30 protein-coding genes are annotated in these 25,010 nt (G+C 73.9%); 18 read left to right on the top strand and 12 right to left on the bottom strand.

Annotated elements, in window-relative coordinates; all coding sequences use genetic code 11:
* Window positions 1-43: 43 nt before the first annotated feature.
* Entirely contained in the window at window positions 44-910 is an 867-nt protein-coding gene (locus tag FJQ57_RS14195) for an alpha/beta hydrolase family protein (protein ID WP_139981405.1), read from the top strand.
* 16 nt (window positions 911-926) lie between these two features.
* On the opposite strand, the gene FJQ57_RS14200 is transcribed toward FJQ57_RS14195, so the two are convergent.
* Window positions 927-1,349 (bottom strand): pyridoxamine 5'-phosphate oxidase family protein, encoded by a 423-nt coding sequence (locus tag FJQ57_RS14200; protein WP_139981407.1) that lies wholly within the window; start codon window positions 1,347-1,349, stop codon window positions 927-929.
* A gap of 112 nt (window positions 1,350-1,461) precedes the next feature.
* The gene (locus FJQ57_RS14205) at window positions 1,462-3,306 is read right to left on the bottom strand and encodes a dolichyl-phosphate-mannose--protein mannosyltransferase (protein WP_246081824.1); all 1,845 of its coding nucleotides are present in this window, start codon (window positions 3,304-3,306) and stop codon (window positions 1,462-1,464) included.
* Window positions 3,307-3,399: 93 nt separating this feature from the next.
* Here FJQ57_RS14205 and rsmI point away from each other — a divergent pair, with 93 nt between their 5' ends.
* The 7 genes from rsmI to FJQ57_RS14240 all read left to right on the top strand — a co-directional run bounded on the left by rsmI (window position 3,400) and on the right by FJQ57_RS14240 (window position 11,086).
* Complete coding sequence (gene rsmI, locus FJQ57_RS14210) at window positions 3,400-4,272, top strand: 16S rRNA (cytidine(1402)-2'-O)-methyltransferase (protein WP_246081825.1); 873 nt, start codon at window positions 3,400-3,402, stop codon at window positions 4,270-4,272.
* Window positions 4,269-5,120: an alpha/beta fold hydrolase gene (locus FJQ57_RS14215; protein ID WP_139981409.1), complete on the top strand. Its 852-nt coding sequence runs from the start codon at window positions 4,269-4,271 to the stop codon at window positions 5,118-5,120. Before rsmI ends, FJQ57_RS14215 begins: the two co-directional genes overlap by 4 nt.
* The gene (locus FJQ57_RS14220) at window positions 5,117-5,992 is read left to right on the top strand and encodes a TatD family hydrolase (protein ID WP_139981411.1); all 876 of its coding nucleotides are present in this window, start codon (window positions 5,117-5,119) and stop codon (window positions 5,990-5,992) included. Before FJQ57_RS14215 ends, FJQ57_RS14220 begins: the two co-directional genes overlap by 4 nt.
* Window positions 5,993-6,253: 261 nt before the next feature.
* A complete protein-coding gene (locus tag FJQ57_RS14225; protein ID WP_139981413.1) occupies window positions 6,254-7,471 on the top strand; it encodes a resuscitation-promoting factor in 1,218 nt (405 codons plus the stop codon).
* 30 nt (window positions 7,472-7,501) lie between these two features.
* Window positions 7,502-8,371, top strand: coding sequence for a 16S rRNA (adenine(1518)-N(6)/adenine(1519)-N(6))-dimethyltransferase RsmA (gene rsmA / locus FJQ57_RS14230; protein ID WP_139981414.1), 870 nt, complete (start codon window positions 7,502-7,504; stop codon window positions 8,369-8,371).
* On the top strand, window positions 8,368-9,294 hold the full coding sequence (locus FJQ57_RS14235) for a 4-(cytidine 5'-diphospho)-2-C-methyl-D-erythritol kinase (RefSeq protein ID WP_246081826.1): 927 nt from the start codon (window positions 8,368-8,370) through the stop codon (window positions 9,292-9,294). Before rsmA ends, FJQ57_RS14235 begins: the two co-directional genes overlap by 4 nt.
* Window positions 9,287-11,086, top strand: a complete 1,800-nt coding sequence (locus FJQ57_RS14240; RefSeq protein ID WP_139981416.1) for an ABC-F family ATP-binding cassette domain-containing protein — start codon at window positions 9,287-9,289, stop codon at window positions 11,084-11,086. Before FJQ57_RS14235 ends, FJQ57_RS14240 begins: the two co-directional genes overlap by 8 nt.
* Before the next feature lie 75 nt (window positions 11,087-11,161).
* Here the strand turns inward: FJQ57_RS14240 and FJQ57_RS14245 are convergent, their stop codons facing one another.
* The gene (locus FJQ57_RS14245) at window positions 11,162-11,671 is read right to left on the bottom strand and encodes a MarR family winged helix-turn-helix transcriptional regulator (protein ID WP_281284274.1); all 510 of its coding nucleotides are present in this window, start codon (window positions 11,669-11,671) and stop codon (window positions 11,162-11,164) included.
* 46 nt (window positions 11,672-11,717) lie between these two features.
* Here FJQ57_RS14245 and FJQ57_RS14250 point away from each other — a divergent pair, with 46 nt between their 5' ends.
* The 5 genes from FJQ57_RS14250 to FJQ57_RS22595 all read left to right on the top strand — a co-directional run bounded on the left by FJQ57_RS14250 (window position 11,718) and on the right by FJQ57_RS22595 (window position 14,034).
* Complete coding sequence (locus tag FJQ57_RS14250; protein ID WP_139981418.1) at window positions 11,718-12,500, top strand: trans-aconitate 2-methyltransferase; 783 nt, start codon at window positions 11,718-11,720, stop codon at window positions 12,498-12,500.
* Window positions 12,497-12,898 (top strand): VOC family protein, encoded by a 402-nt coding sequence (locus FJQ57_RS14255; protein ID WP_246081827.1) that lies wholly within the window; start codon window positions 12,497-12,499, stop codon window positions 12,896-12,898. The genes FJQ57_RS14250 and FJQ57_RS14255 overlap by 4 nt, the downstream gene beginning before the upstream one ends.
* 119 nt (window positions 12,899-13,017) lie before the next feature.
* Complete coding sequence (locus tag FJQ57_RS14260; protein WP_139981420.1) at window positions 13,018-13,278, top strand: metal-sensitive transcriptional regulator; 261 nt, start codon at window positions 13,018-13,020, stop codon at window positions 13,276-13,278.
* A gap of 60 nt (window positions 13,279-13,338) precedes the next feature.
* Complete coding sequence (locus FJQ57_RS14265) at window positions 13,339-13,857, top strand: hotdog fold domain-containing protein (RefSeq protein ID WP_139981421.1); 519 nt, start codon at window positions 13,339-13,341, stop codon at window positions 13,855-13,857.
* Window positions 13,858-13,878: 21 nt separating this feature from the next.
* A complete protein-coding gene (locus FJQ57_RS22595) occupies window positions 13,879-14,034 on the top strand; it encodes a hypothetical protein (protein ID WP_170219444.1) in 156 nt (51 codons plus the stop codon).
* A gap of 87 nt (window positions 14,035-14,121) precedes the next feature.
* Here the strand turns inward: FJQ57_RS22595 and FJQ57_RS14270 are convergent, their stop codons facing one another.
* The 4 genes from FJQ57_RS14270 to FJQ57_RS14285 all read right to left on the bottom strand — a co-directional run bounded on the left by FJQ57_RS14270 (window position 14,122) and on the right by FJQ57_RS14285 (window position 17,537).
* On the bottom strand, window positions 14,122-14,967 hold the full coding sequence (locus FJQ57_RS14270) for an amino acid ABC transporter permease (RefSeq protein WP_139981423.1): 846 nt from the start codon (window positions 14,965-14,967) through the stop codon (window positions 14,122-14,124).
* Window positions 14,964-15,653, bottom strand: a complete 690-nt coding sequence (locus FJQ57_RS14275; protein WP_139981425.1) for an amino acid ABC transporter permease — start codon at window positions 15,651-15,653, stop codon at window positions 14,964-14,966. The genes FJQ57_RS14270 and FJQ57_RS14275 overlap by 4 nt, the downstream gene beginning before the upstream one ends.
* Before the next feature lie 101 nt (window positions 15,654-15,754).
* Window positions 15,755-16,657, bottom strand: a complete 903-nt coding sequence (locus FJQ57_RS14280; RefSeq protein WP_139981427.1) for a glutamate ABC transporter substrate-binding protein — start codon at window positions 16,655-16,657, stop codon at window positions 15,755-15,757.
* Between the two features lie 94 nt (window positions 16,658-16,751).
* Window positions 16,752-17,537 (bottom strand): amino acid ABC transporter ATP-binding protein, encoded by a 786-nt coding sequence (locus FJQ57_RS14285; protein ID WP_139981429.1) that lies wholly within the window; start codon window positions 17,535-17,537, stop codon window positions 16,752-16,754.
* A 126-nt stretch (window positions 17,538-17,663) separates the two neighbouring features.
* On the opposite strand from FJQ57_RS14285, the gene miaB reads away from it, so the two are divergent.
* Complete coding sequence (gene miaB, locus FJQ57_RS14290; RefSeq protein WP_139981431.1) at window positions 17,664-19,166, top strand: tRNA (N6-isopentenyl adenosine(37)-C2)-methylthiotransferase MiaB; 1,503 nt, start codon at window positions 17,664-17,666, stop codon at window positions 19,164-19,166.
* Between the two features lie 12 nt (window positions 19,167-19,178).
* Here the strand turns inward: miaB and FJQ57_RS14295 are convergent, their stop codons facing one another.
* Genes FJQ57_RS14295 through FJQ57_RS14310 form a run of 5 tightly spaced genes read right to left on the bottom strand, consistent with a single transcriptional unit; the run spans window position 19,179 to window position 20,743 of the window.
* Complete coding sequence (locus FJQ57_RS14295) at window positions 19,179-19,544, bottom strand: hypothetical protein (RefSeq protein WP_139981433.1); 366 nt, start codon at window positions 19,542-19,544, stop codon at window positions 19,179-19,181.
* Window positions 19,541-19,816: a hypothetical protein gene (locus FJQ57_RS14300; protein ID WP_139981434.1), complete on the bottom strand. Its 276-nt coding sequence runs from the start codon at window positions 19,814-19,816 to the stop codon at window positions 19,541-19,543. The genes FJQ57_RS14295 and FJQ57_RS14300 overlap by 4 nt, the downstream gene beginning before the upstream one ends.
* Window positions 19,813-20,361 (bottom strand): NUDIX hydrolase, encoded by a 549-nt coding sequence (locus FJQ57_RS14305; protein WP_139981436.1) that lies wholly within the window; start codon window positions 20,359-20,361, stop codon window positions 19,813-19,815. Before FJQ57_RS14305 ends, FJQ57_RS14300 begins: the two co-directional genes overlap by 4 nt.
* Window positions 20,358-20,528 carry a hypothetical protein gene (locus tag FJQ57_RS22600; protein WP_170219445.1) on the bottom strand — a complete coding sequence of 57 codons (171 nt, stop codon included), beginning with the start codon at window positions 20,526-20,528 and terminating at the stop codon, window positions 20,358-20,360. The genes FJQ57_RS14305 and FJQ57_RS22600 overlap by 4 nt, the downstream gene beginning before the upstream one ends.
* The gene (locus FJQ57_RS14310) at window positions 20,525-20,743 is read right to left on the bottom strand and encodes an antitoxin (RefSeq protein ID WP_211348970.1); all 219 of its coding nucleotides are present in this window, start codon (window positions 20,741-20,743) and stop codon (window positions 20,525-20,527) included. The genes FJQ57_RS22600 and FJQ57_RS14310 overlap by 4 nt, the downstream gene beginning before the upstream one ends.
* Window positions 20,744-20,799: 56 nt before the next feature.
* Between FJQ57_RS14310 and miaA the strand changes: the two genes are divergently transcribed.
* From miaA to FJQ57_RS14330, 4 genes are all read left to right on the top strand, one after another.
* Window positions 20,800-21,762 (top strand): tRNA (adenosine(37)-N6)-dimethylallyltransferase MiaA, encoded by a 963-nt coding sequence (miaA, locus tag FJQ57_RS14315; RefSeq protein WP_139981440.1) that lies wholly within the window; start codon window positions 20,800-20,802, stop codon window positions 21,760-21,762.
* Window positions 21,763-21,889: 127 nt separating this feature from the next.
* On the top strand, window positions 21,890-22,867 hold the full coding sequence (locus FJQ57_RS14320; protein WP_139981441.1) for a helix-turn-helix domain-containing protein: 978 nt from the start codon (window positions 21,890-21,892) through the stop codon (window positions 22,865-22,867).
* Complete coding sequence (locus FJQ57_RS14325) at window positions 22,864-23,433, top strand: dihydrofolate reductase family protein (protein WP_139981443.1); 570 nt, start codon at window positions 22,864-22,866, stop codon at window positions 23,431-23,433. The genes FJQ57_RS14320 and FJQ57_RS14325 overlap by 4 nt, the downstream gene beginning before the upstream one ends.
* Window positions 23,434-23,533: 100 nt before the next feature.
* Complete coding sequence (locus FJQ57_RS14330; protein ID WP_139981445.1) at window positions 23,534-25,009, top strand: MDR family MFS transporter; 1,476 nt, start codon at window positions 23,534-23,536, stop codon at window positions 25,007-25,009.
* Window position 25,010 lies beyond the last annotated feature (1 nt).

The following is a 25,010-nucleotide window of genomic DNA, read 5'->3' on the forward strand; positions in this document are numbered from 1 at the left end:
CCGTTCCGCAGGAGCCCGCTCCCACTCGCTGACCGGAGGTCCCATGCGCCACCTGCCCGCGCGAGCCTCGTTGCTCGCCCGCGTCGCGGTCCTCGGGCTGCTCACGGCCGCCCTGGTGCTGGTCACCACGGGCGCCAGCGGCGAGCGTGCCGGCGGCACGATCCGCGGCGAGCTCGACGGCCAAGAGGTGCGGGTCTCCCTGCCCACCGGTGACGCCGAGCCGCGCGGCCTGGCGATCTACTTCCACGGCCAGGGCGGCGACGTCAACGACCGCGTCGACGGCGCCTGGCTCGGGTCGCTGCTGCGCTCGGGGTGGGCGGTGGCGTCCTCGCAGTTCCACGACGAGTCCTGGGGCAACGAGGCCTCCACCCTCGACACCATCGCGCTGACCGAGTGGGCCGAGGAGAAGGCCGGCGTCCCGGCCAGCCTGTGGGTCTCCGGGTCGATGGGCGGCGCGGTCTCGCTCAACGCGATGCTGCACGGAGCCGAGCCCCCGAAGTGCTGGTACGGCGTCAAGCCGGCCATCTCCCTGACCAAGATGGACCGCGTCAAGGGCGCCCGGGCGTTCATCGCCGAGGCCTACGGCGGCCCGGTGCCGAGCGACCGCAACCCGGTCCGCAACATCGACGACCTGCCCGACGACATCCGCTACCGGGTCGTCGCCTCCCCGGAGGACGAGCTGGTCGGCCTGCGCGACAACGGCGGGGCGCTGATCTCCACCCTGACGTCGCGGGGCTACGACATCACCTACCACCTCGTGGTGGGCTCCCACGACGACCCGTCCCACTTCGACCCGGTCGACCTCGCCCAGTTCGGCGACTACTGCCTGGGCGACGGCGAGTCGCCCAGGTCGGACACGCCGCCCCCGGGCTCGACCGAGCAGGTCGAGACGACCGAGCAGGCCGGCTAGTCCCGGCTCGGCACTCCTAGGCGGACTCGAGCAGGCCCGCCTGGGCCAGGAACCGGTCGACGGTGATCCGGATGGCCACCCGCTCCGGGTTGGGGCGCGGCTCGCGGTAGCGGGCGGCGTACATCGCGCACGCCCGGGCCACCGACTCCTCGTCGCGCAGCACGACGCCGGTGCCCTCGATCGTCGACCAGCGCGCCCGGTCGACCGCGCACGCCGCCACCGGCCCCCCGCCGTCGACGTCGAGGTTGCGAGCCTTGCGCGACCCGCCCCCGGTGATGACCCACGCGCACTCCTGCTCGTGGTCGAGCGCCACGCCCACCGGGACGGCGTGCGGCCGGCCGTCGGGGCGCACGGTGGTCAGCGTGTAGAGGTGGCGCTCGGTCCAGAAGTCGAGCAGCGGCTGCGGGAAGTCGCCCCAGCCCGGGGTCCACGACGGCATGGACCGAGGCTAGTGGCGGCCAACGGTCGGGGTGGGGTCGAGGGGCGGCTGCGGGGCCTCGAGGCTCGTCGCCGGCGCTCCTCGCACCTCAGCCACCGTGGGTGGTCCCCGCTCAGATCCAGCGGGAGAACCACATCCGGTCCATCCAGGCGCCCTTGGCGATCGTCTCGTAGGACAGGATCGGGTAGAAGTAGGCGAAGTTCATCACGACCAGCACCAGGAACGACCCGGCCACGACGACGCCGACGGTGCGGCGGGCCGAGGGGAGCCGGGACGGTCCGATGAGCTTGCCGAGGCACAGGGTGATCGCGAGCACCATGAACGGCAGGTAGGCGATGGCGTAGAAGAAGAAGATCGGCCGGTCGTCGTACATCAGCCAGGGCAGCCAGGTCGACAGGGCGCCGGTGACCGCGACGCCGAACCGCCAGTCGCGCGTCGCGGCCCAGAGCACGGCCGCGGCGACCAGGGCCAGCGCGCCGCCCCACCACAGGACCGGCGTGCCGATGAGCAGCACCTGCTGGTAGCACTCGCTGCCGGCGGCGGCGTCGCAGCCCTGCGTGCCGGGCTGGATGTCGAGCTGGGTGGCCGCCCCGACGGGCCGGTTGACCAGCGGCCAGCCGGAGGGTTGCGACTGGTAGGTGTGCTCGCTGCAGTTCAGGTAGTGCGTGTGGAAGTCGTAGACGTCCTGGTGGTAGTACCACAGCGACCGCAGCGACTGGACGACCTCGCCGAGGCCCGTGGCGTCGGGCTCGGTGGCCGTCGGCCAGGTGGCGCTGTCGTCGCTGAGGTTGTCGGTCTGCCGCTCGCCGTTCTCGTCGACGATGCAGGGGCGTTCCTCGTAGAAGCCGGTGTACTGCGTCGACGACAGCGACTCCTCGTACTCGCCGGCGTGGGCCAGCCAGCCGGTCCACGACGCGACGTACACGACGAGCGCGACGAGCACGAGCTGGGCGAACGCCGGTACGCCGTCGACGACCGCCGAGCGCAGCACGGCCCACCGGACGCCGAACGAGCGGCGGGCGCCGGCGCTCCACAGCCACACGAGCAGGCCGAAGGCGGCGAGGGGGTAGGCGGCGGTCCACTTGGTGCCGATGGCCAGGCCGAACAGCACGCCGGAGGCCAGGAGCCAGGGGCGGAACAGCAGTCCGCGCACCGGCCCCCATGCCCAGAGGTCGACCTGCCCAACCTCCAGGCTGCGCCCATCCGGCGACGACTCGTCGGGAGGGGACTGGTCGGCGGGGTCGACGAGGCGGGCCATCCGCCGCCGGTACCAGTCGCGGTCGTTGACCAGGCAGGCCACCGCGCACAGCAGGAAGAAGGCCAGGAAGATGTCGAGCAGGGCCAGCCGCGAGAGCACGAAGTGGAGCCCGTCGAAGGCGAGCAGCAGGCCGGCCACGCAGCCGAGCAGGGTCGACCCGGTGAGTCGCCGGGCCACCCGGCAGATGACCAGGACCATGAGCGCGCCAACCACGGCGGCGGAGATGCGCCAGCCGAAGGGGTCCATGCCGAAGGCCTTCTCGCCGAGGGCGATCACCCACTTGCCGACCTCGGGGTGCACCTCCATCGACGGGCCGTCGTCCCAGATGCCCTGGGTGCGTCCGGACAGGATCGCGTCGTTGATGTCCTGGCCGGCGACCTCGTCCTGGTAGTCACGCACGAAGCCGTTGTTGAGCAGGCCCCAGGCGTCCTTGGCGTAGTAGGTCTCGTCGAAGGCGAAGCGGTCGGGGTCACCCAGCCGCCACGCCCGCATCCCGAAGGCGAGCAGGGCGACGACGATCGCGGCACCCCAGGCGGCGACCCGCCCCTGCAGCCGCGTCTCGACGTCGGCCAGCCGCCCGCGGGCGCGCTGCCAGGCCGTCGGCACGGACCGGCCGTCGGCGGTCTCGGACAGCCCGGTGGCCCCGGGTGGTCCGGCAGGGGGCTCGGGGGGCCGCCGGGGGTCCTCGAGCGTCGCCACGAGCGGGAAGCCTACGTCGACACCGGTCACCCGGCGCCCTCCGTGCGCCGACCCGTCGTGGATCTCCGACGGGCCAGCGGGGAGGATCACCGGGTGAGCGGTGCGGAGACCGAACCCGGGGTGCTGGTGCTGGCGGCGACGCCGATCGGCCGGGTGGCCGACGCGCCGCCCCGGCTGGCCGAGGAGCTGGCCGACGCCGACGTCGTCGCCGCCGAGGACACCCGCCGCCTCAAGCGCCTGACCGGCGAGCTCGGCGTGGAGGTGACCGGCCGGGTCGTGTCCTACTTCGAGGGCAACGAGCAGCGGCGCACGCCGGCGCTGCTGGGGTCGCTGCTGGCCGGCGAGCGGGTGCTGCTGGTGACCGACGCGGGCATGCCGAGCGTGTCCGACCCGGGCTACCGGCTCGTCGCGGCCGCGGTCGAGGCCGGTGTGCCCGTGACGGCCGTGCCCGGGCCCTCGGCGGTGCTGACCGCGCTGGCAGTGAGCGGCCTGCCGGTCGACCGGTTCTGCTTCGAGGGGTTCCTGCCCCGCAAGGCCGGCGAGCGGGCCCGGCGGCTGGCCGAGCTCGCGTCCGAGCGGCGCACGATGGTGTTCTTCGAGGCGCCGCACCGCACGGAGGCCGCGCTGGAGGCGATGGCGCAGGCGTGGGGCGGCGAGCGTCCCGCCGCGGTCTGCCGCGAGCTGACCAAGACCCACGAGGAGGTACGCCGGGGCCCGCTCGCCGAGCTCGTCGCCTGGGCCGCCGACGGGGTCCGCGGCGAGGTCACCCTGGTCGTGCAGGGCGCCGACGACGTGCCCGCGGTCTCGACGGACGACTCCTCCCTGCGGGCCGCGGTGGCCGAGCGGGAGGATCGGGGCATGACGCGCAAGGAGGCGATCGCCGAGGTGGCGGTCCTGGCCGGGGTGCCCAAGCGCGAGGTCTACGACCTCGTCCACAAGTCAGGGCCTGGGGAGGCCACGCCGTGAGCACCCACGCGCGGGAGCGCGTCACCGAGGTCGTCCGCGACGGGCTCGTGCTCGACGTGCTCGACGAAGGACCGATCGACGGTGACGTGGTGGTGCTGCTGCACGGGTTCCCCGAGCGGGCCACCTCCTGGCGCCACGTCGCGCCGCTGTTGCACGGCCACGGCTACCGCACCCTGGCCCTGGACCAGCGCGGCTACTCCCCGCGCGCGCGGCCGCGCCGCCGGCGCGACTACAAGGTCGACCAGCTCGTCGAGGACGTCGTGGCGCTGGTCGACCGGGTCGGTGGGCCCGTCCACCTGGTCGGCCACGACTGGGGCGCGGTCGTCGGCTGGTCGGTGACCGGCAAGCGCCCCGACCTCGTGCGCACCTGGACCGCGGTCTCGGTGCCGCACCCGCGTGCCTTCCTGCGGTCGTTCACCAGCTCGACGCAGGCGCTGAAGTCCTACTACATGCTGCTGTTCAACATCCCGGGCCTGCCCGAGCTGCTGGCCCGCCGGTCGCCGGACCGGATGGTGGCCTACCTGCGCCGAGCCGGGATGACGGCCGAGGAGGGCGAGCGCTTCCGCCACGAGGTGCTCGAGGACGGCGCGTTCCGAGGCGGCCTGGGCTACTACCGGGCCCTGCCGCTGCCCGACCCCAACACGCGCAACCCCCGGATCCGTCGCCCCACGACGCTGGTCTGGAGCGACGCCGACGTGGCCCTGGGCCGCAAGGGTGTCGACCTGACCGCGGCGTGGGTCGACGCGCCGTACGAGCTGGTGGTGCTGCAGGGCGTCAGCCACTGGGTCCCGACCCAGGCCCCCGAGGCGCTGGCCGAGGCCGTGCTCGAGCGGCTGGCCAGCGCGTGACCCGGTCCAGCACGGCCGACACCAGCCCGCCTCCCGCGCCCGAGCCGCTGCCCCACCCGGTCGTCGACAACCACTGCCACCTCGACGTCGCGCGCGACGGCGAGACGGTCGACGTCGAGGGCGCGCTGGCCGCGGCGGCCGCCGTGGGCGTCACCCGCATCGTCCAGATCGGCTGCGACCTCCCGCGGGCGCGCTGGGCCGTCGAGGCCGCGTCGTCGTACGACGCCCTGGTGGCCGGTGTGGCCCTGCACCCGACCGAGGCGGCGCGGCTGGGGGGCGCCGGCGGCAGCCGCGCGGCCCTCGACGCGGCGATCGACGAGGTCGAGGCCCTGGCGCGGACCCACGACAGGGTGCGCGCCGTGGGGGAGACCGGGCTCGACCACTACTGGGTCGAGGAGGGCGACACCGACGGACGCGCCGCGCAGGTGCACTCGTTCCGCCGCCACGTCGAGCTGGCCAAGCGCCTCGACAAGACGCTGGTCATCCACGACCGCGACGCCCACGAGGAGGTGCTGCGCGTCATCGATGAGGAGGGCGCCCCGCAGCGGTGGGTCATGCACTGCTTCTCCGGCGACGCCGACGTCGCGCGCCGGTGCCTCGACCGCGGCGCCTTCTTGTCCTTCGCCGGCACGGTGACCTTCAAGAGCGCCCAGCCGCAGCGCGACGCGCTCGCCCTGGCGCCGCTCGACCGGGTGCTGGTCGAGACCGACGCGCCCTACCTCACCCCGTCGCCGTTCCGGGGCCGCCGCAACGCCTCCTACCTCGTGCCGCTGACCGTCCGGGCCATGGCCGAGGTGCGCGGCGACGACCTGGAGGAGCTGTGCCGCGCGATCGACGCCACGACCGAGGCCGCCTTCGGCGGCGCCTGGTGAGGAGCCCTCTCGGGGACCGTGTGACGCATGAGGCTGATGTGACGTGATCCGTCCCACGTGACGCCCCGCCGGTTTGCCAACCGCGCCCCGACGCTGTTCTCGTGGTGCGGTTGGCCGGGATCGGGTAGACCCGTCCGGCGCGCGTCGGGACCTGACCACGGTCGGGCCCGACACCCGCAGGCGAGCGGTCCCCGGTCCGGGACCGGCCGCGTACGGGGGCGCCGGTGCCCGAGGCCCGGGGAGCACGACGTACGGAAGCTGATGACCTCTGATCATCTCCAGCCCCACGACCACCAGCTCGACCCCCGGCTCGGCCACGAGCACTCCGTAGCACCCGCGCCCGAGCGCCCCGGACGGATCCGGCGAGCGCTGCGCAGCCGCACCGTCCTGGTCGCCCTCGTCGCCGCCGTCGCGCTGGCCGTGGGCGGCACCACCGTCGGGTACGCCGCCCTGTCGAAGTCCGTGACCGTCACCGTCGACGGCGAGCCGCGCGAGGTCACCGTCCTCGGCGGCACCGTGGCCGACGTGCTGGCCGCCGAGGACATCCAGGTCGGCGAGCACGACGCGGTCGCCCCCGCGCTCGACCGCGAGGTCGAGGACGGCTCGGCCATCGACGTCCGGTTCGGCCGCCCGGTCAACCTGACCGTCGACGGCGAGACCAGCACCCACTGGGTCACCGCCACCGACGTCGCCTCCGCGCTCGGCCAGATCGGCCGCACCTACGACGGCGCTCGCCTCTCGACGAGCCGCAGCCTCGAGATCGACCGCGGCGGGCTCGACCTGGCCGTGGTGACCTCCAAGAAGGTCGTCTTCCGCCTCGCCGGCAAGAAGCCGGTCACGAGGTGGGTCGCCGCCCTGACCGTCGAGGAGGCGCTGCGCCAGGCCGGCGTCGACCTCGACGCCTCCGACCGCACCGAGCCGGCCCGCGCCGCCGAGCTGCAGTCGGGCGACCGGATCACGTTCACCGACGTCCGCGTCGTGCGCCGCTCGGTGCAGGACGAGCAGATCGGCTTCGGCACCGTCGAGCGCGAGGACGACTCCGCGCCCGAGGGCGACGAGACCACCGTCCGCGAGGGCCGCGTGGGCCTGCGCGACGTGACCTACCGGGTCACCGTCGTCAACGGGGAGGTCACCAAGCGCAAGGTCGTCACCGCCACCGTGACCCGCGAGCCGGTCGACGAGGTGATCGAGGTCGGCACCGCCGAGCCGGCTCCGACGACCAACTTCGCCGGCGGCAGCACCGTCTGGGACCAGCTCGCCCAGTGCGAGTCGGGCGGCAACTGGGCCATCAACACCGGCAACGGCTACTACGGCGGCCTCCAGTTCAACCTCGGCACCTGGCAGGCGTACGGCGGCAGCGGGCTGCCCAGCTCCAACTCCCGCGAGGCGCAGATCGCCGTCGCCGAGCGGCTCCGTGCCGCGACCGGCGGCTACGGCTCGTGGCCCGGCTGCGCGGCCAAGCTGGGCCTGCCCCGCTGACGCGCCCGCCGCGTCGATAGCCTGCACGGCATGACCTCGGCCGCCCCTCGGAGCCCCCGGCTTCTCGGGGCGGCCGACGTGCGTCGGCTGGCCGACCGGCTCGACCTGCGCCCCACCAAGCAGCGCGGGCAGAACTTCGTCATCGACGCCAACACCGTGCGCCGCATCGTCACCGCCTCGGGCATCGGGCCCGACGACGTCGTGGTCGAGGTCGGCCCGGGCCTCGGCTCGCTCACCCTCGCGCTGCTCGAGGCCGCCCGGGCCGTGGTCGCCATCGAGGTCGACGACAAGCTGGCCTCGCTGCTGCCCGAGACGGTCGCCGAGCACGCGCCCGACCAGGCGGCGGCGTTCACGCTCGTGCACGCCGACGCGCTGCGGGTCACCGCGCTGCCGGGCCCGGCGCCCACCGCGCTGGTGGCCAACCTGCCCTACAACGTCTCGGTGCCCGTGCTGCTCCACCTGCTCGCCCTGCTGCCCGGCCTCGAGCGGGGCCTGGTGATGGTGCAGGCCGAGGTCGCCGACCGGCTCGCCGCCACCCCCGGCTCCAAGGTGTACGGCGTGCCGTCGGTCAAGGCCGCCTGGTACGCCGAGGTCCGGCGCGCCGGCGCCATCGGCCGCACCGTCTTCTGGCCGGCCCCCAACGTCGACTCCGGCCTCGTGGCCTGGGTGCGCCGCGACCCGCCGGCGACGACCGCCACCCGCGAGCAGGTCTTCGCCGTCGTCGACGCCGCCTTCGCCCACCGCCGCAAGGCGCTGCGCGGCGCGCTGCGGTCGCTGGCCGACGGCGCAGCCGTCGACCGGGCGCTCGAGCGCGCCGGCGTCGACCCGCTGGCCCGCGGGGAGTCCCTGGGCGTCGAGCAGTTCGCGGCCATCGCCGAGGGCCTCGAGGCGGCCGCGTGACGCGCTCGCTGCCGTCGGCGGTCACCGTGCGGGCCGCCGCCAAGATCAACCTGCACCTGGGGGTCGGCGGGGTCCGCGACGACGGCTTCCACCCGCTCACGACCGTCTACCAGGCCGTGGGCCTGTGCGACGACGTCACGGCGTTCCCGGCCGCCGAGCTCGAGGTCGAGCTGAGCGCGACCGACTGGATCGACGTCGGGGGCATCCCGCTCGACGAGGGCAACCTCGCCGTCCGCGCCGCCCGGCTGCTCGGCGACCTCCACGGCCGCGCGCTGACCGGCCGGCTGGTGCTGGAGAAGTCGATCCCGGTCGCGGGCGGGCTCGCGGGCGGCTCGGCCGACGCGGCCGCCGCCCTCGTCGCCCTCGACCGGCTGCACGACCTGCACACCAGCGACGACGACCTGCTGCGGCTGGCCGCCGACCTCGGCAGCGACGTGCCGTTCGCGCTCGTCGGCGGCACGGCGCTCGGCACCGGTCGTGGGGAGGTCGTCGAGGCGGTCGCCGACGTCGGGACGTGGTGGTGGGTGATCGTGCCCAGCCGCGAGGGCCTCTCGACCCCCGAGGTCTACCGGCACTTCGACCGGTTGCGCCCCGACGCCGACCCCACCCCGCCCGACGCCGAGGTGCTGCTCGGCGCCCTGCGCACCGGCCAGCCCGTCAGCCTGGCCCGCGCGCTGCACAACGACCTCCAGGAGCCGGCCATCGACCTGCGACCCGCGCTCGGCGAGCTCATCGAGCAGGGCGAGGCCGAGGGTGCGCTGCGCGGCCTGGTCTCGGGCTCGGGGCCGACCGTGGTCTTCCTGTGCGAGTCGGCCGACCACGCCCGCGACCTGGCCGGGGCGATGATGCGCAGCGGCCACGAGGTCGTGCTCGTCGCCAACGGCGCCGTCGCCGGCAGCCACGTGGTGCCCGCCCATGTCTAGCCCCGCGCAGGGCCGCAACCTGCTCAACCTCGAGGGCGTCTCCAAGTCCTACGGCGTCCGTCCGCTGCTCACCGACGTCTCCCTCGGCATCGGGGCGGGGGAGCGCATCGGCATCGTCGGGCGCAACGGCGACGGCAAGACCACCCTGCTCGAGGTGATGACCGGCCTGGAGGAGCCCGACGCCGGCCGCGTCTCCCGCTCCCGCGGCCTGCTCGTCGGCTACCTGCACCAGGGCGACGAGCTCGACGACACCCACACCGTCCGCGAGGCGGTGCTCGGCGGGCGGTCTGACCACGAGTGGGCCGCCGACGCCACCATGCGCGGCATCGTCACCGAGCTGCTGGCCGGCGTCGGCCTCGACCGCGCCGTGCACGGGCTCTCCGGAGGCGAGCGGCGCCGCTGCGCCCTGGCCGCGCTCCTGCTCGGCGACCACGAGCTCGTCGTCCTCGACGAGCCCACCAACCACCTCGACGTGGAGGCCGTCGCCTGGCTGGCCGACCACCTGCGCCGGCGTACGTCGGCGCTGGTGGTCGTCACCCACGACCGCTGGTTCCTCGACGAGGTCTGCCAGTACACCTGGGAGGTCCACGACGGCGTCGTCGACGTCTACGAGGGCGGGTACGCCGCGTTCGTGCTGGCCAAGGCCGAGCGGTCGCGCCAGGCCGAGGCCACCGAGACCCGCCGGCAGAACCTCGCCCGCAAGGAGCTCGCCTGGCTGCGCCGCGGCGCGCCGGCGCGCACGTCGAAGCCGAAGTTCCGCATCGACGCGGCCAACCGGATCATCGAGGACGTCCCGCCGCCGCGCGACGGGCTCGAGCTGCAGCGCTTCGCCACCCAGCGGCTCGGCAAGGACGTCGTCGACCTCGAGGACGTCGACCTGGTCCGCGGCGAGCGGGAGCTGCTGCGGGGCGCCACGTGGCGGCTCGGGCCGGGCGACCGGGTCGGCATCGTCGGGGTCAACGGCGCCGGCAAGACCTCGGTGCTCAACCTCGTCTCCGGGCTGCTCGCACCCACGGCCGGGCGGGTCAAGCACGGCCGCACCGTCGCGCTGCAGCACCTGACCCAGGACGTCACGCCCGAGGACCCCGAGGCGCGCGTGCTGCCGACCGTCGAGGGCATCCGGCGGGTCACCGCGGTCGCCGGCGGGGGCGAGATCACCGCGACCTCGATGCTGGAGCGGTTCGGGTTCACCGGCGACAAGCTCACCGCCCGCCTCGGCGACCTCTCCGGCGGCGAGCGACGGCGCTTCCAGCTGCTCAAGCTGCTGCTCACCGAGCCCAACGTGCTGCTGCTCGACGAGCCCACCAACGACCTCGACATCGAGACCCTCACCGTCCTGGAGGACTTCCTCGACGGCTGGCCCGGCACCCTCGTCGTGGTCTCCCACGACCGCTACTTCCTTGAGCGGGTCACCGACTCCGTCTGGGCGCTGCTCGGCGACGGGCAGGTCGTGATGCTCCCGCGCGGCGTCGACGAGTACCTCGAGCGGCGCAAGCAGTCGCTGGTCGAGCCGGGCGGGGCAGCCGCGGCCGCCGTACCCGCCCCGGACGCCGTGCCGACCAAGGCCAAGACCGGCTCCGCCGAGGAGCGCGCGGCCCGCAAGACCCTGGCCCGGCTCGACAAGGCCCTCGAGCGCCTCTCGGCCCGCGAGGCCGAGCTCAACGCCGCCGTCGTCGCCGCCGGCTCCGACTACGAGGTCCTCGCTGCCGCCTCCGCCGACCTCCAGGCCGTCCTGGCCGAGAAGGACGAGGTCGAGCTGGAGTGGCTCGAGGCGGCCGAGCTCCTCGAGTGACCCGGCCGCCCAGCGGCGGTAGTCCCTGACGAATTGGTCGCCGGAGCGCCCGATCGACGACCAATTCGTCAGGGACTACCCCTGGCCGGGCTCGGCGAAGGGGGCCAGGAGCGCGCGGAGGAGGACGGCCAGGCGGGCCTGGTCGCGGGCGGGGAGGCCGGCGAGAAGGTCGCGCTCGGCGTCGAGCAGGGCCTCGAAGGCGCCGTCGACGGTCGCTCCGCCCTCGGGCGTGAGGCGGACGATCACGCCGCGCCGGTCCTCGGGGTCGGGGTAGCGCTCCACGAGGCCACGCCCGGCGAGCCGGTCGACCCGGTTGGTCATGGTGCCGCTGGTCACCAGGGTCTCGCGGAGAAGCCGACCGGGCGAGAGCTCGTACGGCGCCCCGGCCCGCCGCAGCGCCGCCAGCACGTCGAACTCCCACGACTCGATGCCGTGGGCGCTGAACGCCTCGCGGCGGGCCAGGTCGAGGTGGCGCGAGAGCCGGGAGATGCGGCTGAAGACCGCGACCGGATCGAGGTCGAGGTCGGCGCGCTCGCGCGCCCACGCCTCGACGAGGTCGTCGACCTCGTCCCGCTCGTCCACCACGAAGGGAAGTCTAGCCACACGTCAAGAATCTTGATATCAAGAGATCATGCCGTCGACCTTCACGTGGGACCCCGACCGCTACCTGACGTACGCCGACGAGCGCGGCCGACCGTTCGTCGACCTCCTGGCGCGTGTCGCGGCCCCGGCGCCGGCCACGGTCGTCGACCTCGGCTGCGGCCCCGGCAACCTCACCCGGCTGCTGGCCGAGCGCTGGCCCGGTGCCGAGGTCACCGGGGTCGACAGCAGCCCCGAGATGGTCGAGGCCGCGCGCACCGCCGAGCCCGGGCTGCGCTTCGAGGTGGCCGACCTGCGCGCGTGGTCCGGACCGGCGGACGTCGTGCTCTCCAACGCCACCCTGCAGTGGCTGCCCGACCACCTCGAGCTGCTTCCACGCCTGGTCGCCGCGACCAGCCCCGGCGGCTGGCTGGCCTTCCAGGTGCCGGGCAACTTCGGCGAGCCCAGCCACACCATCCGGCGCGACCTCGCCGCCGAGCCGGCGTACGCCGAGCACACCGCCGGCGTCGCCGTGCCCGACAGCCACGACCCCGTCACCTACCTCGACGCGCTCACTGCGCTCGGCTGCGAGGTCGACGCCTGGGAGACGACGTACCTGCACGTGCTGGGCGGCGAGGACCCCGTCTTCACCTGGGTCAGCGGCACCGGCGCGCGGCCGACGCTGCAGGCGCTGCCCGGCGACCTGCGACCGGCGTTCGAGTCCGAGTACCGCCGCCGGCTCGCCGCGGCCTACCCGGCCCGGGGGGACGGCACCGTGGTGCTGCCCTTCCGCCGGGTCTTCGTCGTCGCCCGCGTCCCGGGCGGTGCCCGGTGAGCACGATCCGGTTGCACCACGTCCAGGTCTCCTGCCCGCCCGGCGGCGAGGACGCCGCGCGGGCCTTCTGGGCGGGCGCGCTCGGCCTCACCGAGGTCGACAAGCCCGAGCCGCTGCGCGGCCGCGGAGGGGCGTGGTTCCGCGCCCACGACGACGCCGGCCGCACCACGGCCGAGGTGCACGTGGGGGTCGAGGACCCCCACGCCCCGGCCCGCAAGGCCCACCCGGCCCTCCTCGTCGACGACGAGGCCGCCCTGGACGCCGTCGCGGCCCGGGTGCGGGCGGTGGGGTGCGAGGTCGACGACGCCGAGCGGCACACCTTCCCCGGCTACCTCCGCCTGCACCTGCGCGACCCCTTCGGCAACCGAATCGAGGTGCTGGCCCCGAGCCCGGGTTAGGGTGAGGGCCGCGTAACCAGGGAGTCGTTGCCGCGTTGTGACTGACGACGACCGCCTGCGCGGGGGGATGGACACGACCGTCAAACAACGGCGGCTGCACGAAGGAACAGACGACGATCATGGCTGGTGGGACGGACCGCGCGGCGGTCGTCAACAGGGTCAAGCGCGCGCAGGGCCAGCTGGCTGGCGTGCTCCGGATGATCGAGGAGGAGCGCGAGCTCTCCTCGGTCCTGAACCAGCTCAAGGCGGTCTCCAGCGCGCTGGACCGGGCCGGGTTCGCGATGGTGGCCGCCGAGTGGCGCGACAGCGTCGACGGCGACGGCCAGGTCACCGAGGAGCAGCTCGACCACCTGGAGAAGCTGTTCCTCTCCCTGTCCTGACGGGGGCGCGGTCGCCCGATCCGGCTGCACCAGAAGTTACCGTGCGGTAATGTCAGGTGCATGAGCCAGGTCCTCTCCCTGTGGCGCACCGCCACCGGTCTGCCGGTGGTCGGGTCGACGGTCGGCAAGCGCGTGTTCTCAGTGCTGTTCAGCCAGAAGGCGCCGTACTTCGCCACCGTGCGGCCGCGGTTCGTCGAGATCCGGCCCAACTACGCCGAGCTCGTCGTGCCCAAGCGGCGCGGCGTCCACAACCACCTCGGCACCGTGCACGCCATCGCGCTGTGCAACGGGCTCGAGGCGGCCATGGGCGCGCTGGCCGAGGTCTCCATCCCGGCCGGCAAGCGATGGATCCCGCGGGGCATGGAGGTGCGCTACACCGCCAAGGCGACCAGCGACATCGTCTGCACCGCCGAGACCGACCGCGGGCAGTGGACCGGCGACGACGCCGAGGTGCCGGTGCGGGTCAAGGGGGTCCGCGACGACGGCACCACCGTCGTCGAGGGCGTCATCCACCTCTGGGTCACGCCCAAGCCGTCCCGCGGCGCCGACGCGCCCGCCCGCGACGCCGCCGGGGTCTGACGCCGCCCTAGGCTGGCCGCCGTGAGCGAGCCGCGTCGTACGCCGAGGGTGCCGGTGCTGGTGTGGCCGGGACTCGTCTTCCTCGGGCTCGGCGTGCTGGTGCGCGACCCGTGGGCCTTCGCGGCCGGGGGCGCGCTGCTCGTGCTCGCCTCGATCCAGTGGAGCCGCTCGGCCTGAGGCAGTCAGGCGCGGTCGCGCCCGGCCCGGCGCCGGATGCCTTGCGCGATCCCTCGTCCTGGGTCCGAGGGGCGCGACGCCGGAGGGTCAGACCGTGCGCTGGTCGGCCGAGCCGGTCATCGGGACCACGAGCTGCCTGCGCTCGCCGACGTAGCGTCGCTGCGCCCAGTTGGCGAGCGCGGTCAGCAGCAGGTTGATCACGATGTAGAGCCCGGCGACGACGATCATCGTCGGCACCCGGTTGTTGAACTCCAGGTAGAGCTGGCGGTAGATGAACGTCAGGCCGGGGGCCAGGACGTACAGGCCGAGCGCGGTGTCCTTGAGGGCCACGATGCACTGGCTGATGATCGCGGGGAGCATGATCTTGACCGCCTGCGGCACCAGCACCTGCACCATGACCTGGCTCTTGCGCATCCCGAGCGCGTACGCCGCCTCCGACTGCCCCTTCGGCACCGCGAGCACCCCGGCGCGCAGCACCTCGGCCAGCACGGCCCCGTTGTAGACGGTCAGCGCGACCACGACGGCGCGGAACGAGTTGTCACCGGTCGGCCCGAGGGCGTACCAGGTGAAGACCATCATCAGCAGGACCGGGATCGCGCGGAACAGCTCGACCACCGCCCACGAGGGCCAGCGCACCCACGCGTGGTCGGAGAGCTTGCCGATGCCGAACAACGCGCCGAAGACCACCGCGCCGGCGATCGAGGCCGCGGCCATCTGCAGGGTCTTGACGACGCCGTCGAGCAGGATGATGCGGACGTAGTCGGGGGTCACGAAGACCTCCCACTTCTCGCCCGCGAACTGGTCGGCGTCGTACAGGCGCCAGGCGGCCGCGCCGAGGGCCACCAGGACGACGACGCCGGCGGCCACGCTGTAGAGGACGTGCCGGACGCGGGTGCGGGGGCCCGGGGCGTCGAAGAGGACCGAGCCGCTCATGCCGTCGTCACTCGGTAGCGCTTCTCCAGGCGGGCGGAGAAGAAGGAGACGACCTCGACCAGCACGACGTACCCGATGACGAAGGCCAGGGCGATCGTGTAGCGCTGGTCGGCGTTGTCGTTGTTGAACGACCGCATCTGCGAGACCGCCTCACCGACCCCGAAGACCGCGGCCACGGAGGTGTTCTTCAGCAGGGCGATCTGCACGCTGGCCAGGGGCGGGATGGAGGCGCGGGCGGCCTGGGGCAGCACGACCTGGGTCATCACGCCACCGAACGGCAGGCCCAGGGCGCGGGCCGCCTCGGCCTGGCCGAGGGGGACGGCGTTGACGCCCGAGCGCAGTGCCTCGCAGACGAACGCGGAGGTGTAGAGCGAGAGGGACACCACGGCCGCGCCGAAGAAGGCGGTGAAGTCGAACGGGCCGATGCTGACGTCGAGCCAGCCGAACCGGATGCCGAAGATCGGTGCGGTGAAGGCGAAGAAGGCGAAGACGATGATGAGCGGGGTGTTGCGCAGCAGCGAGACGTAGACGGTCGCGACCAGCCGCAGCACGGCGACCGGGCCGACCCGCATGGCCGCGAGCACGGTGCCGATCAGCAGCGAGATGACCCCGGAGACGAGGAAGAGGAAGACGGTGTACCCGAAGGCCTCGAGGTAGGCCGGGAAGTCGTCCAGGACGGCCTGCACGCGGCGGCTCCTAGGGGCTCGGGGGACGGGACGGCGCCGGCCGCTCGGGCGGGCGCCGTCCCGTCACCGGGAGGGACGGGCGGGACGGTCAGGCAGCCGGGTCAGGCAGCCGGGCAGGCGTCGAGCGTCGGCGGCTCCGGCACCTCGACGCCCGAGGGACCGAGGGTCCGCTCGAAGGCCTCGGCCCAGCTGCCGTTGTCGAAGGACTCCTCGAGCACGCCGTTGATCCACTCGCACATCTCCGGGCGGTCCGGGCTGTAGCCGACGCCGATGTTCTCCTCGGAGAACTCCTCGCCGACGACCTTGAGCTGGCCCTCGTTCTGGGCGGCGTAGCCGGCGAGGATCGTGCCGTCGGTCGACATGGCCTCGACGGTGCCGTCGAGCACCTTCTGGACGCACTCGGAGTAGCTGTCGAAGCCGACACCCTTGGCGCCCGCCTCGTTGATGCGGTCGATGGAGGTCGAGCCGGTCACCGAGCAGACCTCCTGGCCGGCCAGGTCCTCGATCGAGGTGACGTCGCTGGCCTCGGGCACCAGCAGCTGCTGGCCGGTGACGAAGTAGGGGCCGGTCTGGCCGACGACCTGGCGACGCTCGTCGGTGATCGAGTACGACGCGAGCACCAGGTCGACGGTGCCCTCCTGGAGGAACGGCTCGCGGTTGTCGGAGATGGTCTCGACGTAGTCGACCTTGCTGGTGTCCTGCGGGTCGATGCCGAGGTCGGCGACGAGGAGCTTGGCGATCTCGACGTCGAACCCGCTCGGCAGGTCGTCGTTGGCGCCCTTGAAGCCCAGGCCGGGCTGGTCGTACTTCACGCCGACCTTGATGGTGCCGGCGTCGGCGAGCTCGGCCATCCGGGAGCCCTCGGGGAACTTGCCCTCCTCGACCTCCTCGGCGCCGACCGAGGGGCCACCCTCGCCCTCGCTGCCGGCGTCGCCGCAGGCGGCGAGCGCCCCGGTCATCAGGACGGCCGCGGCCGCCGCCTTGAACCTCGTCGTCGTGCGCATCTGTCTCCTCGGGGGTGTCGAGGGCCTGGTCGGGGGACCGGGCCGCGGGGGTGCTGCTGGCTGCTGGGTGCTGGGTGCTGGTTGTCGCTGGGTCTCAGTGCTTGAGGATCTTGCCGAGGAAGTCCTGGGCCCGGGGCGTCTGCGGGGCGGTGAAGAACGATTCGGGGTCGTTCTCCTCCGCGATCGCCCCGTCGGCCATGAAGACCACGCGGTCGGCGGCGGTGCGGGCGAAGCCCATCTCGTGGGTGACCACGATCATCGTCATGCCGCGGCGGGCGAGGTCGACCATGACCTCGAGGACCTCGGAGATCATCTCCGGGTCGAGGGCCGAGGTGGGCTCGTCGAACAGCATCACCTTGGGGTCCATCGCCAGCGCCCGGGCGATGGCCACGCGCTGCTGCTGGCCGCCGGAGAGCTGGGCGGGGTACTTCGCGGCCTGGTGGGCGACGCCGACCCGCTCGAGCAGCTCGTGCGCGCGCTTGTCGGCCTCGGCCTTGGGCTGCCTGCGGACCTTGGTCGGGCCGAGCGTGACGTTCTCGAGGATCGTCTTGTGCGCGAAGAGGTTGAAGGACTGGAAGACCATGCCGACCTCGGCCCGCAGCTGCGCGAGCGCCTTGCCCTCCTGGGGCAGCGGCCGCCCCTCGAGGGTGATGCTGCCGCGGTCGATCGTCTCGAGCCGGTTGATGGTGCGGCACAGCGTCGACTTGCCCGAGCCCGACGGACCGATGACGACCACCACCTCGCCCTGCCGGACCGACAGGTTGATGTCCTGGAGCACGTGCAGGTCGCCGTACCACTTGTCGACCCCGGAGAGGACGACGAGGGGTTCGCCGGGCGCGCGGGTCGCTCCGGGGTCGGGGTTCTTGTCCAGCGCCGTCATGCGCACGGACCCTAGTGGGCGGGGGTCCGATGGGGCCATCCGCGTGCACGATCGTGACCGCCCCGTGTCCTGGCCGGGCTCGGATTCCGAGCGGCCCCGCGCGCCGACGTACCCTTGGCGACTGTCATGAGCAGTGTCGAAGCGGGGCCGCGCACCTACGAGGTCCGCACCTACGGGTGCCAGATGAACGTCCACGACTCCGAGCGCCTCAGCGGGTTGCTCGAGGAGGCGGGGTACGTCGCCGCGCCGACCGGTGCGGGCGCCGAGCCGGCCGACGTCGTCGTCTTCAACACCTGCGCGGTCCGCGAGAACGCCGACAACCGGCTCTACGGCAACCTCGGGCACCTCGCGCCGGTCAAGGCGTCCCGGCCCGGCATGCAGATCGCCGTCGGCGGCTGCCTGGCCCAGAAGGACCGCGACACCATCACGACCCGCGCGCCGTACGTCGACGTCGTGTTCGGCACACACAACATCGGCTCCCTGCCTGCCCTGCTCGACCGGGCCCGGTCGCAGGAGGAGGCGCAGGTCGAGATCCTCGAGTCGCTCGAGGTGTTCCCCTCCACCCTGCCGACGCGCCGCGACTCGGCGTACGCCGCGTGGGTCTCGGTGTCGGTGGGGTGCAACAACACCTGCACGTTCTGCATCGTGCCCGCGCTGCGCGGCAAGGAGAAGGACCGGCGGCCGGGCGACGTGCTGGCCGAGGTGCGCGCGCTGGTGGCCGAGGGCGTCTCCGAGGTCACCCTGCTGGGGCAGAACGTCAACGCCTACGGCGTCGAGTTCGGCGACCGGCGGGCCTTCTCCAAGCTGCTGCGCGCCTGCGGTGACCTGCAGGCCGAGGGCCTGGAGCGGGTGCGGTTCACCAGCCCCCACCCGGCGGAGTTCACCGACGACGTCATCGAGGCCATGGCCGAGACGCCCAACGTGATGCCGCAGCTGCACATGCCGCTGCAGTCGGGCTCCGACCGGCTGCTGCGGGCGATGCGTCGGTCCTACCGGCAGGAGAAGTACCTCGGGATCATCGAGCGGGTCCGCGCCGCCATGCCCGACGCCGCGATCACCACCGACATCATCGTCGGCTTCCCCGGCGAGACCGACGAGGACCACGAGGCCACGATGGACGTCGTGCGCCAGGCCCGCTTCGCCGGTGCCTTCACCTTCCAGTACTCCAAGCGTCCCGGCACCCCGGCCGCGACGATGCCCGGCGAGGTGCCCGCCGACGCGCTCCGGGACCGCTACGACCGGCTGGTGGCGCTGGTCAACGACGTGGCCTGGACCGAGAACAAGGCGCTCGTCGGGCGCACCGTCGAGCTGATGGTCGCCGAGGGCGAGGGCCGCAAGGACGCCGCCACGGCGCGGATGTCGGGCCGCGGGCCCGACAACCGGCTCGTGCACTTCGCCGCCGTCGACGGCCTGCGCCCCGGCGACGCGGCCACGGTCGAGGTCACCTACGCCGCGCCGCACCACCTGGTCGCCGACCGGGTGCTCGGCACCCGGCGCACGCGGTCGGGCGACGCCTGGGAGGCACGGACCCTCGGCGCGACCGCGGGGCCCGCCGGTCCGGCCGTGGGCCTGGGGATGCCGACGGTCGGCGTGCCGGCGCCCCTGCCCGAGGCCCCGGCCTGCCGCTGAGCGGCTGGGTGCTCAGCCCTTGCGGCCGGGCTTGAGCCGGGCCAGCAGGCCCTTCTTGCCGCCCGCCTCGCGCTCGGCGATCTTGCGGTTGTAGGAGTGCGGCGGCGCCTTGACCGAGACCGGCCGCGGGTTGGCCTCGGGCCCGCCGCGTGACTGCTCGGGCAGCGGTGACGAGGGCTGGTCACGGCGCGGGCTGACGTCGCGGGTGCCGGTGGTGCCGACCTGGCCCGGACCAGTGGGCCCGACCCGCTCGCTGCTGACGCCCATGGAGCCCGCCGTGTCCTGGTCGGACTGCTGCAGCTCCTCGGCGAGCCCGGGGACGGGTCCGTCGGCGGAGCTGCCCGTGCCGGTGTCGTTGTGGGCGTGGGAGCCGGTCATGCCGGGGACTCCTTGCCGCCCTCGGAGCCGTCGCCCTCGGAGCCGTCGCCACGGGTCGCCTCGGTCGAGGTGTCCTCGCCCTCCTTGACCGACGTCGGGATCTCGCCGGTCTCGGGGTTGTCGTCGGGATCGAGGTCGCGGGGCACCGGGTCGGCCGTGGCGGCCTCGCCGTCGACGCCGTCGGCCTGCTCGAGCGCGTCGGTGCCGCCCGGGTTGGGCTCCCCGGGCTCGATCACGGGCTCGGGCTTGGGGCCGAGGTCTCCCTCGCTCATGCGGTGCCTCCCGGCGTGGTGGTGGTGGGTCCGGCTCGGAAGCCGAAGCTGGAGCAGGGCTCGATGCTGCCGTCGCGGATGCCCTCCAGGACCACCCTCTCGTGGGGGACCACGGGGTCGGGCAGCTCGTCGAGGGCGAACCACCGCAGGTCGGCGCACTTGGCCGGCTCGACGATGCGGGGCTCACCCGTCCAGGAGCGGGCGGTGAAGAAGAAGTCGATGCGCTCGTCGATCGGCAGGTCGTGGCGGGTGCGCTGCATCGCGGTGACGAAGGTGAGGTCGAGGTCGTGGACGTCGATCTCCTCGGCCGCCTCGCGCCGGGCCGCGTCGACGGCGGTCTCGCCGCGCTCGACGTGGCCGGCCGCGGCCGCGGCCCAGTGGTCGTCCATGTAGCCGGTGCCCTGGCGCAGCTGCAGCAGCACCTTGAGCCGGCCGCACGACGTGCCGGTGCGGAGGAGGAAGACGTAGGCGGCGGGGATGACGACGAACCGGCCGTGGTCGGCGGCGTAGGCCTCGCCGTAGCCCTCGACCTCGGGTGCGCTCACGAGTCGATCGACGGCTGGTCGAGCGAGGTCTCGGCGTTCTCCTCCTGGGCGGCCTGCTGGGGCTGGCTGCCGTCGTCGGCGCCGGGCAGCTCGCTGGCGTGCTCGCCCGGGGGCGCCTCGTCGAGGTCGTAGGCCTCGTTGGACTCCTCGGGCACGGGCTGCGTCATCGGGGCGTCCTGCCGGGGGTGTCGCGGATGTCGTCGTTCTTGCCGTCGAGCTTGTCGAGGCCGTCCTTGGCCTTCGCGGCGGCCGAGTCGATCTTGTCGCCGTGCTTGCCGCCGGTCTTCTCGTCCACGGCGTCGGCGGCCTTGTCGATGCCGTCGGCGATCTTGTCGCCGTGCTTGTCGACGGCGTCCTCGACCTTGCCCTTGATGTTGTCCATGAAGCCCACGGGGTCCTCCTGCGGCTCGGGTAGCGAACGCTCGCCACACTACTGACATGCACGGACAGGACCGCCCCCCGATCACGCCCGTGGTCGCGGTGGTCGGGCCGACGGCGAGCGGCAAGACGGCGCTGTCCCTCGACCTGGCCGAGCGGCTGGGCGGCGAGGTCGTCAACACCGACGCCATGCAGGTCTACCGCGGCATGGACGTCGGCACCGCCAAGCTGCCCGTCGGGGAGCGGCGGGGCATCCCGCACCACCTGCTCGACCTGCTCTCGGTGCGCGAGCCGGCCACGGTGGCGGAGTTCCAGGGGTGGGCCCGCGCCGTGGTGGCCGAGCTGCGCGGCCGCCGTACGACGCCGGTGCTGGTGGGCGGCTCGGCGCTCTACACGCGGGCGGTGCTCGACCGGTTCGAGTTCCCCGGCACCGACGAGGCGGTGCGGGCGCGGTGGGAGGCCGAGCTGGCCGCCGTCGGCCCGGTCGCGCTGCACCGGCGGCTCGCGGAGGTCGACCCCGAGGCCGCAGCACGGATCCTGCCCGACAACGGCCGCCGCACCGTGCGCGCCCTCGAGGTCGTCGAGCTGACGGGCCGCCCGTTCTCGGCCTCCCTGCCCGAGCCGGCCTACGTCGACCCGGCCACCGTGCAGGTCGGCGTCGAGATCGACCGCCCCACCCTCGACGCCCGCATCGAGGCCCGCGTCGACGCGATGTACGACGCCGGGCTGGTCGCCGAGGTCGAGCGGCTGCTCGACGAGGGACTGGCCGAGGGCCGCACCGCCTCCCGCGCCATCGGCTACCAGCAGGCGATGGCCCACCTGGCCGGCGAGCTGACGCTCGACGAGGCCCGCGAGCGCACGGTCGTGGCGACGCGGCAGTTCGCCCGGCGCCAGCTGGCCTGGTGGCGCAAGGACCCCCGCATCACCTGGGTCCCCTTCGACGCCCCCGACCGCCTCGACCGTGCCCTGGCCGCGGTCGCCGCGGTCGCCGAGCGGGCGGACGGGGACCTCGGGGGCGGGTAGTGCGTCACCCCGTCAACCTCCGGGGCGGTCCGCGAGGTTGATGGAGTGACGTACTACCCCGAGGTGCCGCCGTAGTGGAGCAAGAACGGTCGGGCGCGCGGACGGCGCACGACGGCACGATGGCGCCATGACCGAGCAGGGGAGTGGGCGGGACCGGCTGCGGGAGCTGCTGGACGCGGTGCTGGCCGACCCGAGCGGGCCCGAGCACGGTGGGCCCGACCTGGACGCCATGGCCGGGCGGGCCTTCGCCTCGCCGTTCCACTTCAGCCGGCAGCTGCGCCGCGGGACCGGCGAGTCGCCGGTGGCGATGCGGCGGCGCGTGGTGCTGGAGCGGGCGGCGCACCAGCTGGGGCGGGGGAGCAGCGTGACGGACGCGGCGCTCGCGGCGGGGTACGAGAGCGTGGAGGGGTTCGCCCGGGCCTTCGCCCGCGCGTTCGGCCACCCGCCGAGCCAGGTGCCGGCCGCGGCCGCCGGGACGGGCCGCACCGACCACTGGCTGCCCGCACCCAACGGCATCCACTTCCACCCGCCGAGCTCGCTGTGGGTCGACGCGGGGGCGGCCGAGCGGCCGGTCGACGTCGTGACCGACCTGATGGTCGCCCACGACCTGGCCGACTCGCGCGCCCTGCTCGAGCAGGTCGCCGGCCTGGACGACCAGGCCCTCCGCCACGTCCACCTGCCCGGCACGGCCGTCACGCCCTGGGACGGCGAGGAGGGCTCGGTCGCGGCCGTGCTCGACCACCTGGTGTGGAGCCGCGAGGTGTGGCTGGCCGCGGTCGACGGCGCCGACACCCCCGACCGCAGCGCCGACGACCCCGCGGCGCTGCTCGCCCGCCACGACGCCGTCGCCCCGCGCTGGCGGGCCCTGTGGCGCGACGTCGACCGCCGCGGCGCCTGGGACGACGTGCTGGTCGACGCCCTGTGCGACCCGCCGGAGAGCTTCGTGCTAGGCAGCGTGCTCGCCCACTGCCTCACCTTCGGCGCCCACCGTCGCCAGCTGGCGCGCCTGCTCCTCCGGCTCGGCGGCCACCACGGCCCGGCCCTCGACCCCACCGCCGACCCGATCATGTGGCTGCGCGCCGCCGACCCCGGAGCCCCCGCATGAGCCGCTACCGCTACGTCACGGCCACCAGCCTCGACGGGTTCATCGCCGACGAGCACGACTCGCTCGCCTGGCTGTTCGCGCAGGAGGGCGGCGACGACCCGCAGGCCGCCACCGACGGCGGGCCGGGCGACCACGCCGCCTTCCTCGCTCGGTGCGGCGCCCTGGTCATGGGCGCGACGACGTACGCCTGGCTCGGCGACCACCTCCGCGAGTCCGGCGAGCACTGGCCCTACGAGCTGCCGTGCTTCGTGTTCACCCACCGGACCTTCGAGCCGCTGGGTGACGGCATCCGCTTCGTGGCCGGCAGGCCGGGCGAGCACCGCTCCGCGATCGAGGCCGCCGCGGGCGGCCGCGACGTGTGGCTGGTCGGCGGCGGTGGGCTGGTCGCCGACTTCGCCGACGCCGGCATGCTCGACGAGGCGATCGTGTCGATCGCGCCCGTCACCCTCGGCGCGGGCCGGCCGCTCCTGCCGCGCCGGCTCGACCTGCGGCTGCGCGACCTCGGCCGCCAGGGTCCGTTCGCCGTGGCGACGTACGACGTGGTCGGGAATCCCACCGCCTGGTGACGGGTTCACCCCCTCGTGCCCGGCACCGGGCGCCGACCGGACACGCACGCGACAAACGGGATGCCGATGAGTCCCGCACCCTGAGAGGGTCTCTCCTGCCATGACGACCACACCCGAGGCCACCGGCCCCTCCCTCACGCCCGAGGCCGCCAAGGCCGGCGCCGACTACGGCGTCCTGCGCTGGCTGGTCGCCGCCACCTTCATCGTGATCCTCAACGAGACGATCATGGTCAACGCGATCCCGCGGCTGACCCTCGAGCTCGAGGTCTCCAAGTCCACCGCCCAGTGGCTGACCAGCGCGTTCATGCTGACGATGGCCGTGGTCATCCCGGTGACGGGCTGGTTCCTGCAGCGGGTGACCACCCGGCAGGCCTTCGGGTCCGCGATGGCGGTCTTCGCGACCGGCACCCTGCTGTGCGGCCTCGCGCCGTCGTTCGAGGTGCTGCTGGCCGGCCGCATCGTGCAGGCGTCGGGCACCGCGATCATGATGCCGCTGCTGATGACGACCCTGATGACCATCGTCGCCGCCGAGGACCGCGGACGCGTGATGGGCAACGTCACCCTCGCCATGTCGGTCGCCCCCGCCCTGGGGCCCACGGTGTCCGGGGTGATCCTGGAGGCGGCGTCGTGGCGCTGGATGTTCCTGCTCGTGCTGCCGGTCTCGGTCGCCATCGCGCTCGTCGGCCTGCGCAAGCTCACCGACGTCGGCGAGACCGTCGCCAGCAGCATCGACTGGACCAGCGTCGTCCTCTCCGCGGTCGGCTTCGGCCCCCTGGTCTACGGCCTGTCCGAGCTCGGCAACCCCGAGAGCTCGGCCTGGACCAACGGCCTGGCCATCGCCGTCGGCGTCACCGCGATCGTCGCCTTCGTGCGGCGCCAGCTCTCCCTGCAGCGCTCCGGCTCGCCCCTGCTCGACCTGCGCACCCTGCGGCAGCCGACCTTCGCCAAGGGCCTGGCCCTGATGTCGGTGGCCTTCATGGCCATGCTCGGCTCGATGATCCTGCTGCCCTTCTACCTCCAGGACGTGCACGGCCTCTCCGAGCTCGAGTCGGGCCTGGTCGTGATGCCCGGAGGCCTCGCCATGGGCCTGCTCGGTCCCACGGTGGGCCGGCTCTTCGACCGGTACGGCGCCCGGCCGCTCCTCGTGCCCGGCGCGGTCGGCATCCTCCTCGCCCTCGGCCTGCTGACCCGGGTCAGCGCGGAGCAGTCGGTGTGGCTGGTCCTGCCCGTGCACGTGCTGCTGATGGTCTCGCTGGCCGGGGTGTTCACGCCGGTGTTCACGCTCTCGCTCGGCTCGCTGCCGCCGCACCTCTACTCCCACGGCAGCTCCACCCTCGGCGCCCTGCAGCAGGTGGCCGCGGCCGCGGGCACCGCCGTGGTCGTCGCGGTCCTCACCGCCCGCTCGACCGCCCGCGCCGAGGCCGGGGCCGACCCGGTGCACGCCCTGGTCGGCGGCATGCAGTGGGGCTTCGCGGTCGGTGCCGTGCTCGGCGTCGTCGTGCTCCTGCTCGCGCTGACCATGCCCAACCGGCTGCCCGAGACCGAGGGCGAGCGCGCCCCCGTGATCGGCCACTGAG

This window comes from Nocardioides litoris (assembly GCF_006346315.1).
GTDB lineage: Bacteria > Actinomycetota > Actinomycetes > Propionibacteriales > Nocardioidaceae > Nocardioides > Nocardioides litoris.

Coding starts and splice junctions, on each gene's coding strand:
- FJQ57_RS14195 (WP_139981405.1), top strand. CDS start 44: ATGCGCCACCTGCCCGCGCGAGCCTCGTTGCTCGCCCGCGTCGCGGTC.
- FJQ57_RS14200 (WP_139981407.1), bottom strand. CDS start 1,349: ATGCCGTCGTGGACCCCGGGCTGGGGCGACTTCCCGCAGCCGCTGCTC.
- FJQ57_RS14225 (WP_139981413.1), top strand. CDS start 6,254: ATGACCTCTGATCATCTCCAGCCCCACGACCACCAGCTCGACCCCCGG.
- rsmA (WP_139981414.1), top strand. CDS start 7,502: ATGACCTCGGCCGCCCCTCGGAGCCCCCGGCTTCTCGGGGCGGCCGAC.
- FJQ57_RS14240 (WP_139981416.1), top strand. CDS start 9,287: ATGTCTAGCCCCGCGCAGGGCCGCAACCTGCTCAACCTCGAGGGCGTC.
- FJQ57_RS14250 (WP_139981418.1), top strand. CDS start 11,718: ATGCCGTCGACCTTCACGTGGGACCCCGACCGCTACCTGACGTACGCC.
- FJQ57_RS14260 (WP_139981420.1), top strand. CDS start 13,018: ATGGCTGGTGGGACGGACCGCGCGGCGGTCGTCAACAGGGTCAAGCGC.
- FJQ57_RS14265 (WP_139981421.1), top strand. CDS start 13,339: ATGAGCCAGGTCCTCTCCCTGTGGCGCACCGCCACCGGTCTGCCGGTG.
- FJQ57_RS14270 (WP_139981423.1), bottom strand. CDS start 14,967: ATGAGCGGCTCGGTCCTCTTCGACGCCCCGGGCCCCCGCACCCGCGTC.
- FJQ57_RS14280 (WP_139981427.1), bottom strand. CDS start 16,657: ATGCGCACGACGACGAGGTTCAAGGCGGCGGCCGCGGCCGTCCTGATG.
- FJQ57_RS14285 (WP_139981429.1), bottom strand. CDS start 17,537: ATGACGGCGCTGGACAAGAACCCCGACCCCGGAGCGACCCGCGCGCCC.
- miaB (WP_139981431.1), top strand. CDS start 17,664: ATGAGCAGTGTCGAAGCGGGGCCGCGCACCTACGAGGTCCGCACCTAC.
- FJQ57_RS14295 (WP_139981433.1), bottom strand. CDS start 19,544: ATGACCGGCTCCCACGCCCACAACGACACCGGCACGGGCAGCTCCGCC.
- FJQ57_RS14300 (WP_139981434.1), bottom strand. CDS start 19,816: ATGAGCGAGGGAGACCTCGGCCCCAAGCCCGAGCCCGTGATCGAGCCC.
- FJQ57_RS22600 (WP_170219445.1), bottom strand. CDS start 20,528: ATGACGCAGCCCGTGCCCGAGGAGTCCAACGAGGCCTACGACCTCGAC.
- FJQ57_RS14310 (WP_211348970.1), bottom strand. CDS start 20,743: ATGGACAACATCAAGGGCAAGGTCGAGGACGCCGTCGACAAGCACGGC.
- miaA (WP_139981440.1), top strand. CDS start 20,800: ATGCACGGACAGGACCGCCCCCCGATCACGCCCGTGGTCGCGGTGGTC.
- FJQ57_RS14320 (WP_139981441.1), top strand. CDS start 21,890: ATGACCGAGCAGGGGAGTGGGCGGGACCGGCTGCGGGAGCTGCTGGAC.
- FJQ57_RS14325 (WP_139981443.1), top strand. CDS start 22,864: ATGAGCCGCTACCGCTACGTCACGGCCACCAGCCTCGACGGGTTCATC.
- FJQ57_RS14330 (WP_139981445.1), top strand. CDS start 23,534: ATGACGACCACACCCGAGGCCACCGGCCCCTCCCTCACGCCCGAGGCC.